Genomic DNA, 14,906 nt, shown 5'->3' with positions numbered 1-14,906 from the left:
TGGCCTGCTTCGCTACGCCCTACGGGCTCCGCTGCGCAGGCCATTGCTCAACCCGCGCTCATGCGCAACAAAGCTGCCGGGCTCTAATCCCCGCTGGTGGAAATCAGGGGGTCACGTCAGCGGGCGCACTCTCGATGTGACGCACCGGCAAAAACGAACGCAATGGTGTCGGGCGTGCGAGAGGGACAGATGGGTACCGACGAAACCTTCACGCGGCGAATGGAGGCACTCCGACTCCTCATGTCCGTGCTCGATATGCTTGATGCAGACGAGGACCGATTTGCACACGCATATGTTGCCACCGCGATCGACAAGCTGGAAATCAGCATGAAGGGTGTCACATTGCGTTCGCCCTCGCACCGCCAATAGGCTGGAATTCCGAACTTCGGCGCGCGATGTTCCAGTATTCCCTTACGCCGGGCGGCGCGGCCGCTCCTCTCCGGGAACGCCGCGGAAACCCTGAACGGTTTCCGTATGGCCTGGACACACAAGACCCGCGAGCGCGCTGTTCCCTGTGCCACTCGTCCGCACGCATCATTTCTTGACTGAAATTTGACAGCCCGGCGCTCGGTCGCCATTGCAGCCTCGTGAATCGCGGTGGCATTGTCGCGAGGCAACCGCCCTTTTCATTCGGAGCTTTCCCATTCAGCAGATTGCCGCCCTGCCCTATCGGTCCGATGGTTCCGGTCAGGACGTCAGCGTGCGGGTGCTACTTGTCACCTCGCGCGGGAGCGGGCGATGGGTCATCCCCAAGGGCAATGGCATCGCGGGAACCCCTGGCCATGCCGCCGCTGCCATCGAAGCCGAGGAAGAAGCCGGCGTTCGCGGGCTGGTGTGCCCCGTACCTCTGGGCTCGTTCCGCTATCGGAAGCGCAAGGGCAGCGGTGCCTCGCTGATGGTGGACGTCGAAGTCTACCCCCTGGCCGTGACCGACGAACTGGAAGTGTGGAAGGAGGCTGGTCAGCGAGAGCGCTCGTGGTTCACTCTTTCCGAAGCTGCCGACAAGGTCGACGAAGCGGACCTGCGCGAACTGATGCGCTCTTTCGCGCCCACCGAATTCCAGGCAGCCACGCGCCGAACCGGCGTGCTGGCGCAAGTTGCCCACAAATCCAGGATCATCCATATGTCCGCATGGTTCCAGCGCCTTTTGCCGAAGACGGGCAACTTCTTCGAACTGTTTGAAAGCCACGCGCAGACAATAGTCGCAGGCGCCGACGCTCTCGCCCGGCTGCTGCAGGGCATCGGCAATCCGCAGGATCACATCCGCGAAGTGATCGAGCGCGAGAACGACGGCGACCAGATCATCCGCGAAACCCTGCGAACGGTGCGAGAGACGTTCCTGACGCCTTTCGACCGCAGCGCGATCACCAGCCTGATCGGCTCGATGGACGACGCGATCGACGAGATGCAGGCCGCCGTACAGGCGGTCGATCTCTACGAAGTTCGTGAGTTCGAGCAGGAAATGAAGGACATGGCCGCGATCATCGTCGATGCCGCGCGCCTCACCGCCGAGGCCATGCCGCTGCTGCGCGATGTCGGCCGCAACGGCACCCGCCTGCACGAGTTGACCGAGCGCCTTGTCCGCATGGAAAACCACGCCGACGAAGTGCACCGCCAGGGCCTGAAGCGCGCGTTCCGCGAGCATGGCGAAAAAGCGACGATCAAGTTCATCGTGGCGCGCGAGATCTACAAGCATCTCGAACAGATCGTCGATGCTTTCGAGGATGTCGCCAACGAGATCGATGGCATCGTGATCGACCACGCCTGATGCACCATCTTGCCTTTCCCCTGCTTGCCGGGCTGGTGCTGATCGCGCTGGCATTCGACTTTCTCAACGGGTTGCATGACGCGGCGAACTCGATCGCCACGGTGGTTTCCACCAAGCTGCTGAAGCCCGTTACGGCGGTGCTGTTCGCCGCATCGTTCAACTTCGCCGCCTATTTCCTGACCATCACATTCCCGAGCCTGCACAAGGTTGCCGAAACGATCGGCAAGGGATTGATCGACAAGGATCTGGTCACGCCGGCGGTGGTGTTCGGTGCGCTGGCCGGGGCGATGTTCTGGAATGTCGTGACCTGGCTCAAGGGCATTCCTTCATCGTCCAGCCATGCGCTCGTCGGCGGAATTGTCGGCGCAGGGGTGGCCCATGCCGGGTTTACCGGGGTGCAGTGGACCGGTCTCAACAAGACGCTGATCGCCATTGTGCTTTCCCCGGTGTTGGGCATGGTTCTGTCGATGCTGGTGATGCTGCTGACCAGCTGGTTGTTTGCGCGCGCGAACAGCCGCACTGCCGAGCGCAGTTTCCGGTCGCTCCACCTGGTGTCATCCGCCGCCTATTCGATCAGCCACGGGCTGAACGATGCGCAAAAGACGATGGGGATCATCACCGTCCTGCTTTTCTCCACGGGCACGCTGAAAGGTGAGTTCGCGGTGCCGCACTGGGTGGCGATCAGCTGCTATGTGGCGATGGCGCTGGGCACGATGGCCGGCGGGTGGAAGATCATCGAGACAATGGGCTCGCGGATCACCAAGCTATCGCACCATCAGGGCTTCAGCGCGTCGCTCGGCGGTTCGATCATCGTGTTTTCGGCGTCGCTTCTGGGCATTCCCGTTTCGACGACGCACACGATAACCGGCTGCGTGATCGGCGCGGGAACTGCGCGGCGCACGTCGGCGGTCCGCTGGGGTGTTGCCGGAAACGTGGTCGCTGCGTGGGTCATCACGATCCCCGCCTCCGCAACGGTTGGCGCCCTGTTCTACAGCCTGACGCGCCTGTTCTGATCCGCGGACGGCTGGTCAGCCCTCGCCCATCTGCGAGAAGTCGGTCAGCGCGGCATCGCGCAGGCCGCGCCAGACGTGGAGGGCCTGCACGGTTTCGGCCACGTCGTGGACGCGCACCATTTGCGCGCCGGCATCGAACGCCCGGATGGCGAGCATCAGCGAGCCCCCCAGGCGCCGGGATGCAGGTGCCTCGTTCGAGAGCGCACCGATCATGCGCTTGCGGCTGGCGGCGAACAGCACGGGCTGACCCAGCGCGTGGAGCAGCGGGAGCGCGTTGACCAGAGCCAGGTTCTCCGCCAGCGACTTGCCGAAGCCGATGCCGGGATCGAGCACGATCTTCTCGCGAGCGATGCCGGCGGCGAGGCAGGCGTCGCGCCGTTCGCGCAGGTCGTCGAACACGTCGAGCACAACGTCGGCATAAGTGCCGTCGGCGTGAAGGTCGCCCTCGCTGCCGGGCGCGTGCATCAGCACCACCGGCGCGCCGCTGCGGGCGACGATTTCCATGGATCGGGGATCGTGGCGCAGCGCGGACACATCGTTGACGATATGCGCGCCGGCCGCCAGCGCGGCTTCGATCACGGTGGAACGCCGGCTGTCGATCGAGATGGCCGCGCCGCTCGCCGCGAGCCGCTCGATGACGGGCACGACGCGCTTCGCCTCGTCGCCTTCCCACACCGGGGCGGAGCCGGGACGGGTCGATTCACCGCCCACGTCGATCAGCGCTGCGCCGGCTTCGAGCATGGCGTGCGCGTGACGGAGCGCGGCATCGGGATTGTCGAGGAATTTGCCTCCATCCGAGAAGCTGTCGGCCGTGACGTTGAGAATGCCCATGACCTGCGGCTGATCGAGCCGCAGCGTGCGGTTGCCGCAGGGGATTGGCACGTGCGCGGTGCGCAAGCCCGCCCATTGCGCCTCGCCATCGGCCGCCAGCGCATCTGGAAGCGCGGCCAGCGCCGCCGCCATGCCTTCCACACCCACGCGGCGGCGCGACACGACGCGCGTGCCGTCGCGCACGATCAGCGCGAAGCGGCTGGCATAGACCATTCCGCCGGCGAGGCGCACCGCCTCGCCCTCCTCGCTCTGCGGGCTTTCGGCAAAGGCGATGGGCCGGATGTAGAGCTTTTGCGACAGGGGATCAGTCCTCGACCGCGAGCAAGTAGAGCTGACGCAGCGCGTCGATCGGCTTCACCTCGCCCTCATGCTCGATGTGCCAGAAGGTCCAGCCATTGCACGAAGGCGCGCCCTGGAGCTTGGCGCCGACACCGTGGATCGAGCCGTTCTCGGCGCCTTCAGCCACCAGCGAGCCATCGGCGCGCACGGAGGCCATGAAGCGCCGCTTCTTGTCGAACAGCTGCGCGCCGGGGGCGATCCAGCCGGTTTCGACCAGCTGGCCGAACGCGACCTTGGGCGCGCTGCGCTTCGACTGCATCGTGGTGAGCGCGCTTTCATCGAGCGGCAGCGCGGCGGCGATGCGTTCCTCGGCCACCGCGATATAGCTGTCCTCGCGCTCGCAACCGATGAAGGCGCGGCCAAGGCGCTTGGCCACGGCGCCGGTCGTGCCGGTGCCGAAGAACGGATCGAGCACCACGTCGCCCTTGTTGGTGGTGGCCAGCAGCACGCGGTAGAGCAGCGCCTCGGGCTTCTGCGTGGGGTGCGCCTTGGTGCCGTTCTTGCGGATGCGTTCCTGCCCGCCGCAGATGGGCAGCACCCAGTCGGAGCGCATCTGCAGTTCGTCGTTGAGCGTCTTCATCGCGCGGTAGTTGAAGGTGTACTTCGCCTTCTCGCTCTTGGCCGCCCAGATCAGCGTCTCGTGCGCGTTGGTGAAGCGCGTGCCCTTGAAGTTGGGCATCGGGTTGGCCTTGCGCCAGACGATGTCATTGAGGATCCAGAAGCCGAGATCCTGAAGCAACGCGCCGACGCGGAAGATGTTGTGGTAGCTGCCGATCACCCAGATCGAGCCGTTGGGCTTGAGCAGGCGGCGGGCTTCGACCAGCCATTCGCGCGTAAACTTGTCATAGGCGGCGAAGCTGTCGAACTTGTCCCAATCATCGGTCACGGCATCGACGTGGCTGCCATCGGGCCGCGCCAGATCGCCGCCAAGCTGCAGGTTGTAGGGCGGATCGGCGAAGATCATGTCGATCGAGGCATCGGGCAAGCCGCGCATTTCCTCGATGCAATCCCCACGCAGAATGCGGTTGAGCGGCAGCGCCGGTGCCTTCAGCGCCTTGTCCGGAGCCGCACGCAGGGCACGCGCCCGCACCTTGACCGCAGTCGATGTCATGAAATTCGTTTCCCCTGTCCGTGTGAGGCTGGACAGTGAATCAACCGGAGTCCGCCGTCAAGGATCGACTCGCGGGAATCCGGCGAGTCGCGCGTCACGTAGGATGAGAACGGAACGAGTCCGGATGGCACATCTTGAGTCCGTCCCGCTGCCGGGACTCAACATATGGTGGGTGTTGCGCGGCGGACTCGCCCCGCAAAAAAGTCAGAGCAGCAGCAACTGGGCGACGGGGGCGAAGCTGCGGCGGTGGAGCGGGGTCGGGCCGTGTGCGCGCAAGGCGGCGAGATGCTCGGGCGTTCCGTAGCCGGCGTTGCGCTCCCAACCATAGTGCGGATGGGCGAGCGCGGCTTCGCGCATGATGCGGTCGCGGTGTTCCTTGGCGATGATCGAGGCGGCCGAGATGCAAGGCTCGATCGCGTCTCCGCCGACGATGGGGCGCGCGGGCCAGCACCATTCGGGACGGCGGCCGTGCGGGGTCAGGTTGCCATCGATCAGCACTTCATCGACTTCGGCCGCGATCTGCTCGCCCCGGATCTGTTCGCACAAGGCCTGCACCGCCAGCGTCATCGCCAGCATTGTCGCGCCGAAGATGTTGAGCCGGTCTATCTCGTCCGGTCCGACCACGCCCACGGCCCACCGGCAGCGGCGCTTGATCTGTTCCTCCAGCACCGCGCGGCGGGGTGCGGTCAGCTTCTTGGAATCGTCCAGCCCGGCCGGGCGCGGTTTGGACAGGACGACAGCGGCGGCGACCACCGGGCCGGCGAGCGGTCCCCTGCCCGCCTCGTCCACGCCGATGACCACCCGAGAGGGAGGCGTGACAGTTCCGCCGGCCAGATGCATTGTTCCGTGCATGAAGAAATATCCGATCCTGACCGCCCTATCGCCTCTCGTCCTGATCCTCGCAAGCTGCGGCGCGCCCACCGCCGCGCAAAATGCGCCCGAGGCCGCATCGGTATCGCTGAAAATCGAGGACAAGGCGGTGTTCCGCGAACCGTGGGCGATGGCGTTCCTGCCCGGCACGCCCTACGCGCTCGTCACCGAAAAGGCGGGCGGGCTGAAGCTGTGGCAGGACGGAAGCCCGGCGCGGGACGTGGCCGGCGTGCCCAAGGTCGATTACGGCGGTCAGGGCGGCCTTGGCGACGTGAAGCCCGCGCCCGATTTCGCGCAGAGCGGCACCATCTATCTCACCTGGGTGGAATCAGGCCCGGCCGACACGCGCGGCGCGGTTCTGGGCCGCGGGCGGCTCGTGCTGGACGCAGCCCCGCGCATCGAGGGGCTGTCGGTCATCTGGCGGCAGGCGCCCAAGGTGACAGGCCGGGGGCATTTCTCACACCGCATCGCCTTCTCGCCCGATGGGAAATACCTGTTCCTGTCCTCTGGCGAGCGGCAGAAGTTCACGCCGGCGCAGGACCTGACCGTGAACCTTGGCAAAGTGCTGCGCCTGCTGCCCGATGGCACGCCGGCGCCGGGCAACCCCTTTGCCGACAAAGGCGGCGTGTCGGCGCAGATCTGGAGCTATGGCCACCGCAACCTTCTGGGGCTGAAGTTCGATCCGCAGGGGCGGCTGTGGGATCTGGAGCATGGCCCGGCAGGCGGCGACGAGTTGAACCTGGTGGAGCCGGGCAGGAATTATGGCTGGCCGCTGGTGTCGGACGGCGACCATTATGACGGCAAGCCGATCCCGCGCCACAAGACACGGCCCGATCTTGCCGCGCCGGCGATCAGCTGGAACCCGGTGATCGCGCCGGGCGATTTCATTTTCTACACCGGCGACCGCTTCCCGGCGTGGAAGGGGCAGGCGATCATCGCGGGCATGGGTTCGATGGGGCTGGTGCGCGTGGCGATCGACGGGACCAAGGCGCGCGAGGTCGAGCGGATCGGGCTGGACAATCGCGTGCGCGAGATCGAACAGGGTCCGGACGGCGCGATCTGGATTCTGGAAGATTCCGAAGAAGGCCGCCTGCGTAAACTCACACCGCGCTGAGGCCCCATGCCGTTTGATCCCACCCGCGTCGATTTCTGGATCTTCGATCTCGACTACACGCTCTATCCCGCCTCGGCCCGCGTGTTCGAGCAGATCGACCAGCGCATGGGCGTGTTCATCGCCGAGCTGCTCGGCTGCGATGCGGCCGAGGCGCGGCGCATCCAGAAGATGTATTTCCACGATCACGGCACCACGCTGGCAGGCCTGATGCACTACCACGCCATCGAGCCGCGCGAGTTCCTGGACTATGTCCACGACATCGACCTGACCGGGCTGGCGCAAGTGCCGCGTCTTGCCGCGCAGATCGCCGCGCTGCCCGGCCAGCGGATCGTGTTCACCAATGGCGACGCGCCTTACGCCGCGCGCGTGCTGGATGCGCTGGACCTTGCGGATTGCTTCCACGGAATGTGGGACATCCACGCGATGGAATACCGGCCCAAGCCCGAGCCGAGCGCCTACAGCGGCATGATCGCGGCGCTGGGCGTCGATCCCGAGCGCGCGGTGTTCGTCGAGGATTCCGCCCGCAACCTGGGGCCGGCCAAGGCGCTTGGAATGCAGACGGTGTGGCTGGACGCTGCGACCGACTGGGGTGACCGCGCCAAGGACGATGCCGCCATCGACATTGTCATCGATGACATCGGCCAATGGCTTGATGCGTGCCTTGCGGAGCTTGCCGAGACGAAACCCCTCGGCTAACCGCGCGGCGACCATTTTAAGAGAAAGCACTGCCATGACCGCACAGCTCGAAACCGCCATCGAAGCCGCATGGGAAGCGCGCGCAGACGTCACCCCCGCGAGCGCCGACGTGCGCGTGGTGGTGGAACAGGCGCTTGAACTGCTCGACAGCGGCAAGGCCCGCGTGGCCGAGAAGGTGGACGGCGAATGGCGCGTCAACCAGTGGCTCAAGAAGGCGGTGCTGCTGTCGTTCCGCCTGAACGACAATGTGGTGATCGATGGCGGCGCAGCCGGCGCGCCCGCGTTCGACAAGGTGCCCTCCAAGTTCGCAGGCTGGGGCGAGAACCGCTTCCGCGAGGCCGGCTTCCGCGTGGTTCCGGGCGCGGTCGCCCGCCGCGGGGCGCACATCGCCAAGGGCGTGGTGCTGATGCCCAGCTTCGTCAACATCGGCGCCTATGTCGATGAAGGCACGATGGTGGATACCTGGGCCACCGTGGGTTCGTGCGCGCAGATCGGCAAGAACGTGCACATTTCGGGCGGCGCCGGCATCGGCGGCGTGCTCGAGCCGCTTCAGGCCGGCCCGGTGATCATCGAGGACGGCGCGTTCATCGGCGCTCGCTCGGAAGTGGCCGAAGGCGTGATCGTGGGCGAAGGCGCGGTGCTGTCGATGGGCGTCTACCTTGGCGCCTCGACCAAGATCGTCGACCGCGCCACGGGCGAAGTCCACATCGGCCGCGTGCCGCCCTATGCGGTGGTCGTGCCGGGCGCGATGCCGGGCAAGCCCCTGCCCGACGGCACGCCGGGGCCGTCGCTCTATTGCGCAGTGATCGTCAAGACGGTCGATGCGCAGACCCGCAGCAAGACCGGCATCAACGAACTCCTGCGCGACTGATCGCGCCCGTAACCCGGGGTCTTGCCCATGCGGGCAGGAACCCGGGAGCGATCCGGGCGTAGGGTCTGCGAGACGGGGCGCAACGCCCCGCCGAACAGGAGAAGCCCGTCATGGAACGCCAGGGCGCTGAAACCCACGTCACCACGCAAGAGGCTCGCGGCGGCGAGACTCCCCACATTGTCCGCTGGGTGCTGCTGATCGGCCTTGTGCTGGCGATTGTCGCACTGTCGACGATCTGGATCACCGGTGCCGCCACCTCCGACCAGCCCAACCGCCAGGGACCGATCAGCGGACAAGCGACGCCGCCTGCGTGACGGCATAGCAAAGATGCCCGGTTCCGGCATTAGGGCGGGAACCGGGCGGACCCGCCGCGTTTGACCGACTGAATGGCGTGCAAGCGCGGAGGCCCCTGCCCATGTCGATCGGCTGGATCATAGAACCCGAATGCCGCGAGCGACTGCTCGAACTGTTCCCACCTCGCTATCCACGAACGGTGGCGCACCATGTGTCGCGCCGGCCTGGGAACGGCGAAGACGGCGTTCCTCCGCCACCCATCTCCCACGCGCGCATCGTCGGCCACGTCGACGACGGCAAGGGCGTCGAAGCGCTGGTCGTGGCGCTGGAAGGCAGCACGAGCCGGCCCGATGGCGGCACCTGGCACGTGACATGGTCGCTGGGCGAGGACCGCGCAGCGCGCGAAAGCAACGAGGTCTTGGCAAAAACAGGCTGGGAGCCTTGCGACGGCGGCTCGATCCGCCTGACGCCCGCCGTTTGGTAACGCGTTGACACCCGGTGCACCCGGGCGGAAACCCGGCGACATGATCCAGTCCGCCCACGCCCTGATCGATCGCCTGTCGCTGGAACCACATCCGGAAGGCGGCTGGTACCGCGAGACGTGGCGCGGCCCGCCAGGCGCAGACGGGCGTCCTTCGGCTACATCGATCCATTTCCTGCTGGAATCGGGGCAACGGTCACACTGGCACACCGTGGATGCGTCCGAAATCTGGCTGTGGCATGCGGGCGATCCCGTTCACCTGCGCCTTGCACCGGGAGATGCGGAACGGATCGAGACGGTATGTCTCGGCCCAGACGTGCTGGAGGGGCAATCCGTGCAGCATGTGGTCCCTGCCGGACACTGGCAGGCCGCCGCGCCCGCCCCCGCAGGACTGTACGGTTATGCGCTGGTGTCCTGCGTTGTTGCGCCGGGGTTTGATTTTGCCGGGTTCCGGCTCGCCCCACCGCACTGGGAGCCGGACGCATGACCGCGCGCGGTATCGTTCGGGTCATCCTCGCGCTGTTCTATGGCGCGGCGGGCATGATCCACATCGCCCTGCCGCATCCGTTCCTGTCAATCATGCCAGGTTGGGTGCCGTGGCCGGAACTGACCGTGCTGTGGACCGGCGTGGCCGAACTGCTCGGCGCGGCGGCGCTGCTCCAGCCTTTTTCGCCAACTTTGCGGCGCGACGGCGGGATCGGCCTGGCGCTTTACGCCGTCTGCGTGTTTCCGGCGAATGTGCATCACTTCGCGCTCGACATGGCACGCCCCGATGGCGGGCTGGGGTTAGCCTATCACGTGCCGCGCATGTTCGCGCAGCCGCTGCTGGTCTGGATCGCACTGTGGTGCAGCGGCGCCATCGAATAGCCGTTCAGGTCGTCATCGTCCAGAAATGAGGACCGCGGCGACTGACGTCCCATTCGCTGATCACATTGTAGCCAAGCCGCAGGTAGAGGCCCACGTTTCTCTCCGTCGCGGTTTCGAGCACCGAAGGCACACCCCGCTCTGCCGCCAATTCCAGCCCGGCGCGGATGGCGAGCCCGCCCAGCCCCTGCCCCTGTCGATCGGGCCGCACGCCCGCCATGCGCAGGTAGAACCAGTCCTCCGCGGGCGGCAGATGACGACCGATCGCGCGGTCCACACGTTCGGCGCGCAGGATGGCGGGGCCAAGGATTCCCAGAAACCGCCAGATGCTGCGCGGCGTGAGCGGCGCGTGGACATGGACCATGCCAGGCGGGCGCCACAACGTGACGACCTCTGCACCGGGCGTGCCCAGCACCACGCCGTGGACAAGGTGATCGTCGAACATCCACCCGATCAACTTTGGCAAGCGGCGCTGGCGGTCAGCCGCATCGGGCATCATGTAGGCCATCGCCGGATCGCCCGAGAAAGCAGCCGCAAGCGTTTCGACCGCCGCCGTGCGGTGCTGCGGCGACAGCCGGATGATGGTCTTGTCCATGGCCCTGCTCCCCTTTCGCGCGATCATGACACCGGCAAAGGCTGGCGCAAGTCCCCCCGCTCTGCCATGGGGGGCATATGAGCGATGATGATTATGTGTACGATGAGGACACCGGCGAATGGATGCCGGCGTCCGAACTGGCCGCCAAGCGTGCCGCCGCCGGCACCATCGAGGTGCGTGATGCGGTGGGCAACCTGCTCGCGGACGGCGACCAGGTCACGCTCATCAAGGATCTCGACGTCAAGGGCGCGGGCCAGACGCTGAAGCGCGGCACGCTCATCAAGTCGATCCGCCTGACCGGCGACGCGCAGGAAATCGACTGCAAGTTCGACGGGATCAAGGGCCTCGTCCTGCGCGCGGAGTTCGTGCGCAAGCGCTAACCGCCCGGCAGCGGTTCCACATCGGTGAGTTGCCGCGTGCCATCGAGCCGCCGCCACACGGTGACGCGCTCGCGGCGGCCATCGGCAAGTCGCACGATCATCCGCACGTTGATGCCGGCCACCACCTGGGTCTCGGCCAGTTCGACTTCGGCCAGCCGCCCATTTCCTGCTGCGATTGCGAAAAGCGCGTCCTCGCGGATGTCCGGACTGTTGGGATCGACTCGATTCCATCCGCCCGCGATCACTGGCGACTGCGGAATATCGGTCTGCGCAGGCCCGGAGGCGCAGCCGTAGACTGGTAAAAACAACAGGATGGAAAAAAATTTCAGACTGCGTGTGTTCACCGAAATCCCCGTTTTTCAAGCGATAAGTAGCATTTTAAAACTTGAGTGCATTTGTTGCAACCGCCGCTGCGGCGAATGCAATTGCTCGCAAGTGCAGCATCCATATATCGCGGCCCAAACAGAACATGTACCGGGTGCTCGAAGGCAAGATCCAACCTAATCTCACAGGGGATATTGCCATGATCAAGACTTTCGCTCTGGCCGCTTCGGCCCTTCTCGTCGTTGCTCCGGCTGCGGCCAACGCCGACACGTTCCAGCACAAGGGCGTGGAATACAACTACACGACCGAGCAGAAGGATGGCGAGCAGGTTCTGCGCGGCACCGCCTACTCGGGCAAGGTTCCCTTCGAACTGCGCGTGCGCAAGAAGACCGTCGAAGGCACCTTCAACAACAAGCCGGTCAGCTTCTCGATCGCCGACGCCAAGAAGGCCGGCCTGATCACCGAAGCCAAGTAAGTCGACTGGCCGGGCCCAAGGCCCGGCTCCGAGACCAGAAGCCCCCTCGCCGCCTTGCGGCCGAGGGGGTTTTCTTTTGCTCGGCGGAATATTGGAACGAGGCGGCGCGGCGGCGATTGTTACCAACGATGGGGGGTGATGGAGCATGAAATGCCGAGTCACGACAGATCACGTTCGGCGGCCTTCGCCATTGCCATAGGCGCGATGACGCTGGGCGCGGCGCTGGCGGCGGCCACTCCGACGCGCATGCGCCCGCCGCCCGATCCGCCCTGGCGGATCCGCGCCTCCACCGGACAGACGCTGGGCACCGCACCCACGGCCGATGCGACTTATGCGTGGTATTCGGGCGACCTCTACGAAACTTTGCCCGCCGCGCCGACATACCGTGAGGCCGAATACCTGCCCGCCGTCGCACCGGCGGCCGCGCGCTTCCAGGACGATCCGCCGCCTCGCTATGACGAGTGGCGCGACGACGCGTGGAACAACGATGCTGGCGCAACCAGCGATGCGGCCAGCGAACCCGCCACGCCGCCGCGCGACACTGCGGACGATGCCGAGGCCTCTGCCCCGGATGAGGCGGACGCGGCATCGATGGATGATAGCGCCACCAGCGACGACGAAGCCGCGCCTCCCTCTGCGTGAGGCAGGCGCGGCCGTCGCACCTCAGCCCGGAACGGTATCGAAGCCGGGCACGGGGCCAAGATCGACCCAGTTCTGACGGCTCTTGGTCCAGACTTGGACTTGCGGTTTGAAATCGCTGGTATCGTCGAGCGTGCCAGCCTTCACGAAGACCATGCCCGGGGCGCTTTCCACGAGCGAGAACAGCGGCGAGCCGCAGGTGCCGCAGAACTGGCGGGTGACGGCGCTGCCGCTATCCCCCTTGTCCATGTAGACCTTGGGCGTGCCGGTAACCGTCAGCGCGCTTTCGGGCACACCGACCAGCATCGAATAGGCGCTGCCGGCTTGCTTCTGGCAGTTCTTGCAGTGGCAGACCGCCTGCATCGGCGGATCGATTGCAATGGTATAGCGCACGGCGCCGCAGAGGCAGCCGCCGGTTCGTTCGGTCATGGTGGGTCTCTCCCGATCAGTTCAGAAGAGACCCTGCGCCGGGTTCCGACGGGATTCAACCGGGATTTAACCGGCCGATTAGAATCGGTTCAGCGGCAGCGCACGTTGCTCTGGCGATTGCTGTCCACGGCCGCGCCGATGGCCGCGCCGCCGATCGCGCCCAGGATCGCACCAAGCGGCTTGCTGTCGCCTTCCGCAATGATGGCCCCGGCAGCGGCACCAGCCAGCCCGCCGACGATCAGACCGGTCGAACCGTCCGACCGGCGACAATAATAACGCCCGTCGCGCCCGCGGTAGACCCGGTCGTTGTACGACAGGTTGCGCTCGCGATAGCGCGGGTTCTGGCGGTAATACCGGTCGGCATAGTAGCCGCCGTAACTGGGATCGGGGTTGTTGTAGTCATAACGGCCATACTGATCGTAGGCGCCACGGTCGTAATAGCCCCAGTCGCCCGCCCCATCACCCGAATAGCCGGGGCGGTCGCCATAGCCATAGCTGGTGCAGGCCCCGGTAAGGCTGGCGGCGGCAAGAGCGGAAAGCATCAGGGCCTTGTTCATGGGGAGCATCCTCTGCGGGAGGGAATCCCGCCTGCATCGCCAATGATCCAACGGCGCGCGAGTTCCCCGCGCCTCAGGCCAGCGTGACGAACAGTTCCGCGAGCAGCGACCACTCGCCGCCGAGTTCGCGCCATTTGGCGCTGTAGAGACCCGAAGCGAGCGGCGTATCTCCCCCTTCGGGCACGCCCTGCCAGCGGCCGGTTTCCATCACGATCGGTTCGACCGACGATCCGGTCACGACCTCCGGCGTCCGCGTGTAGATCGTGCGCGGCCGCGCCGCGAACTCCCGCTTCCACGCGGTGAGCTGTGCCTTGCGGCCGGTGATCACCGCGCTGTCCGTGCCGGTGACGAGAATGACGCCGGGCGCAAGGATCGGCCCGATGGCGGCAAGATCGCCATCCGCCAGGGCGCGGTTGAACGCGGCACGGCGGAGGCGAATGGCGAGGTCGGCGGACGTGGAAGAGTTCATCGCACGCCTCATGGCAGATTGGCCGCGTCGTTGGAATGGACCACCAATGGGGGCGATTGTTTCACCAATTGATTACCCTGATCATAGTATCGATTCGAAATGCCCCAAGAAATCATTGCCTTGATCGATCAGCCCCACCTGCTCCTGATGGTACTGGCCGTTGGCGCGGCTATCGGGATCGGCGTGGAACGCTTTGTCGAAACGCAGAAAACCGCCGAGCGACGCGCCTATTGGCGAGGTCGCAAGGAAGCTGGCGCCGGCAATCGCGTCACTGTCCTCAAGCCCCGGAGCATCCCGCCGCCAAAGGGCTCGCCCGAACGCGCGACGCTGGATGCGGCGGAACAACTGCGCTGCGTGATGGAGGCTGACTTCAAGGCGCGTCCGCTGCTCAACAAGCCGGAGCGGCGGTTGCTGTCGGTCATCGACAAGGCCCTGCAGGAAGAACGCCCCGGCTGGCGGGCGATGGGGCAAGTGGCGCTCGGCGAAGTGCTATGGAGCGAGGACAAGGCCGCGTTCTGGGCCATCAACGCCAAGCGCGTAGACCTGCTGATCGTCGATGAGGATTGCCATCCGCTCCACGCCGTGGAGTTCCAGGGGACAGGGCATCACCTGGGCGACGAGACCGCCGCGCGCGATGCGGTGAAGAAGGAAGCCCTTCGGCGCGCGGGTATCGGGTATGTCGAAGTGGTCAGCGGGGATACCCCCGCCCAGGTCCGCGACGTGGTGAAGCGGCTGGCCGGTCGCACCGGCTGAGAAACGGCCGGTCCCCCTCCCCGTCCGCGCGCT

Annotated in this window: 22 protein-coding genes; 14 read left to right on the top strand and 8 right to left on the bottom strand. The window is 66.0% G+C overall.

Annotated features, from left to right (window positions below):
• Positions 1-189 precede the first annotated feature (189 nt).
• From OLX02_RS15650 to OLX02_RS15640, 3 genes are all read left to right on the top strand, one after another.
• Positions 190-369 (top strand): hypothetical protein, encoded by a 180-nt coding sequence (locus OLX02_RS15650; RefSeq protein WP_264424352.1) that lies wholly within the window; start codon positions 190-192, stop codon positions 367-369.
• Between the two features lie 337 nt (positions 370-706).
• Complete coding sequence (locus tag OLX02_RS15645) at positions 707-1,768, top strand: DUF47 family protein (RefSeq protein ID WP_413630331.1); 1,062 nt, start codon at positions 707-709, stop codon at positions 1,766-1,768.
• A complete protein-coding gene (locus OLX02_RS15640) occupies positions 1,768-2,781 on the top strand; it encodes an inorganic phosphate transporter (RefSeq protein WP_264424350.1) in 1,014 nt (337 codons plus the stop codon). Before OLX02_RS15645 ends, OLX02_RS15640 begins: the two co-directional genes overlap by 1 nt.
• Positions 2,782-2,796: 15 nt before the next feature.
• Here OLX02_RS15640 and folP read toward each other — a convergent pair whose 3' ends face one another.
• From folP to OLX02_RS15625, 3 genes are all read right to left on the bottom strand, one after another.
• Positions 2,797-3,912 carry a dihydropteroate synthase gene (gene folP, locus OLX02_RS15635; protein ID WP_264424368.1) on the bottom strand — a complete coding sequence of 372 codons (1,116 nt, stop codon included), beginning with the start codon at positions 3,910-3,912 and terminating at the stop codon, positions 2,797-2,799.
• Positions 3,913-3,916: 4 nt separating this feature from the next.
• Positions 3,917-5,062: a site-specific DNA-methyltransferase gene (locus OLX02_RS15630; RefSeq protein ID WP_319641256.1), complete on the bottom strand. Its 1,146-nt coding sequence runs from the start codon at positions 5,060-5,062 to the stop codon at positions 3,917-3,919.
• 204 nt (positions 5,063-5,266) lie between these two features.
• Complete coding sequence (locus tag OLX02_RS15625) at positions 5,267-5,914, bottom strand: ribonuclease HII (protein ID WP_264424348.1); 648 nt, start codon at positions 5,912-5,914, stop codon at positions 5,267-5,269.
• Here OLX02_RS15625 and OLX02_RS15620 point away from each other — a divergent pair.
• The 7 genes from OLX02_RS15620 to OLX02_RS15590 all read left to right on the top strand — a co-directional run bounded on the left by OLX02_RS15620 (position 5,913) and on the right by OLX02_RS15590 (position 10,255).
• On the top strand, positions 5,913-7,046 hold the full coding sequence (locus OLX02_RS15620; protein ID WP_264424347.1) for a PQQ-dependent sugar dehydrogenase: 1,134 nt from the start codon (positions 5,913-5,915) through the stop codon (positions 7,044-7,046). The genes OLX02_RS15625 and OLX02_RS15620 overlap by 2 nt on opposite strands.
• Before the next feature lie 6 nt (positions 7,047-7,052).
• A complete protein-coding gene (locus tag OLX02_RS15615; protein WP_264424346.1) occupies positions 7,053-7,742 on the top strand; it encodes a pyrimidine 5'-nucleotidase in 690 nt (229 codons plus the stop codon).
• A 34-nt stretch (positions 7,743-7,776) separates the two neighbouring features.
• Positions 7,777-8,613 carry a 2,3,4,5-tetrahydropyridine-2,6-dicarboxylate N-succinyltransferase gene (gene dapD / locus OLX02_RS15610; RefSeq protein WP_264424344.1) on the top strand — a complete coding sequence of 279 codons (837 nt, stop codon included), beginning with the start codon at positions 7,777-7,779 and terminating at the stop codon, positions 8,611-8,613.
• Positions 8,614-8,723: 110 nt separating this feature from the next.
• Positions 8,724-8,927: a hypothetical protein gene (locus tag OLX02_RS15605; protein WP_264424342.1), complete on the top strand. Its 204-nt coding sequence runs from the start codon at positions 8,724-8,726 to the stop codon at positions 8,925-8,927.
• Positions 8,928-9,028: 101 nt separating this feature from the next.
• Positions 9,029-9,391 (top strand): hypothetical protein, encoded by a 363-nt coding sequence (locus OLX02_RS15600; RefSeq protein WP_264424341.1) that lies wholly within the window; start codon positions 9,029-9,031, stop codon positions 9,389-9,391.
• 40 nt (positions 9,392-9,431) lie between these two features.
• Positions 9,432-9,875, top strand: a complete 444-nt coding sequence (locus tag OLX02_RS15595) for a cupin domain-containing protein (RefSeq protein WP_264424340.1) — start codon at positions 9,432-9,434, stop codon at positions 9,873-9,875.
• A complete protein-coding gene (locus OLX02_RS15590; protein WP_264424338.1) occupies positions 9,872-10,255 on the top strand; it encodes a DoxX family protein in 384 nt (127 codons plus the stop codon). The genes OLX02_RS15595 and OLX02_RS15590 overlap by 4 nt, the downstream gene beginning before the upstream one ends.
• A 4-nt stretch (positions 10,256-10,259) precedes the next feature.
• On the opposite strand, the gene OLX02_RS15585 is transcribed toward OLX02_RS15590, so the two are convergent.
• Entirely contained in the window at positions 10,260-10,847 is a 588-nt protein-coding gene (locus tag OLX02_RS15585; protein ID WP_264424336.1) for a GNAT family N-acetyltransferase, read from the bottom strand.
• A gap of 77 nt (positions 10,848-10,924) precedes the next feature.
• On the opposite strand from OLX02_RS15585, the gene OLX02_RS15580 reads away from it, so the two are divergent.
• Positions 10,925-11,227, top strand: coding sequence for an alkylphosphonate utilization protein (locus tag OLX02_RS15580; protein ID WP_264424334.1), 303 nt, complete (start codon positions 10,925-10,927; stop codon positions 11,225-11,227).
• Here OLX02_RS15580 and OLX02_RS15575 read toward each other — a convergent pair.
• Positions 11,224-11,472, bottom strand: a complete 249-nt coding sequence (locus OLX02_RS15575; RefSeq protein ID WP_264424333.1) for a hypothetical protein — start codon at positions 11,470-11,472, stop codon at positions 11,224-11,226. The genes OLX02_RS15580 and OLX02_RS15575 overlap by 4 nt on opposite strands.
• 278 nt (positions 11,473-11,750) lie before the next feature.
• Here OLX02_RS15575 and OLX02_RS15570 point away from each other — a divergent pair, with 278 nt between their 5' ends.
• Both OLX02_RS15570 and OLX02_RS15565 read left to right on the top strand, forming a co-directional pair.
• Positions 11,751-12,026, top strand: a complete 276-nt coding sequence (locus OLX02_RS15570; protein WP_264424331.1) for a hypothetical protein — start codon at positions 11,751-11,753, stop codon at positions 12,024-12,026.
• A 150-nt stretch (positions 12,027-12,176) separates the two neighbouring features.
• Complete coding sequence (locus OLX02_RS15565; RefSeq protein WP_264424329.1) at positions 12,177-12,668, top strand: hypothetical protein; 492 nt, start codon at positions 12,177-12,179, stop codon at positions 12,666-12,668.
• 21 nt (positions 12,669-12,689) lie between these two features.
• Here OLX02_RS15565 and OLX02_RS15560 read toward each other — a convergent pair whose 3' ends face one another.
• From OLX02_RS15560 to OLX02_RS15550, 3 genes are all read right to left on the bottom strand, one after another.
• The gene (locus OLX02_RS15560; protein WP_264424328.1) at positions 12,690-13,094 is read right to left on the bottom strand and encodes a GFA family protein; all 405 of its coding nucleotides are present in this window, start codon (positions 13,092-13,094) and stop codon (positions 12,690-12,692) included.
• A gap of 89 nt (positions 13,095-13,183) precedes the next feature.
• Positions 13,184-13,651, bottom strand: a complete 468-nt coding sequence (locus OLX02_RS15555) for a glycine zipper 2TM domain-containing protein (RefSeq protein WP_264424326.1) — start codon at positions 13,649-13,651, stop codon at positions 13,184-13,186.
• Positions 13,652-13,724: 73 nt separating this feature from the next.
• The gene (locus OLX02_RS15550; RefSeq protein ID WP_264424324.1) at positions 13,725-14,120 is read right to left on the bottom strand and encodes a nuclear transport factor 2 family protein; all 396 of its coding nucleotides are present in this window, start codon (positions 14,118-14,120) and stop codon (positions 13,725-13,727) included.
• 120 nt (positions 14,121-14,240) lie between these two features.
• Between OLX02_RS15550 and OLX02_RS15545 the strand changes: the two genes are divergently transcribed.
• On the top strand, positions 14,241-14,873 hold the full coding sequence (locus tag OLX02_RS15545) for a DUF2726 domain-containing protein (protein WP_264424321.1): 633 nt from the start codon (positions 14,241-14,243) through the stop codon (positions 14,871-14,873).
• The last annotated feature ends 33 nt before the right edge of the window (positions 14,874-14,906 follow it).

This window comes from Novosphingobium sp. KCTC 2891, from assembly GCF_025938155.1.
GTDB lineage: Bacteria > Pseudomonadota > Alphaproteobacteria > Sphingomonadales > Sphingomonadaceae > Novosphingobium.
This window is presented reverse-complemented; position numbering and strand designations above follow the sequence as displayed.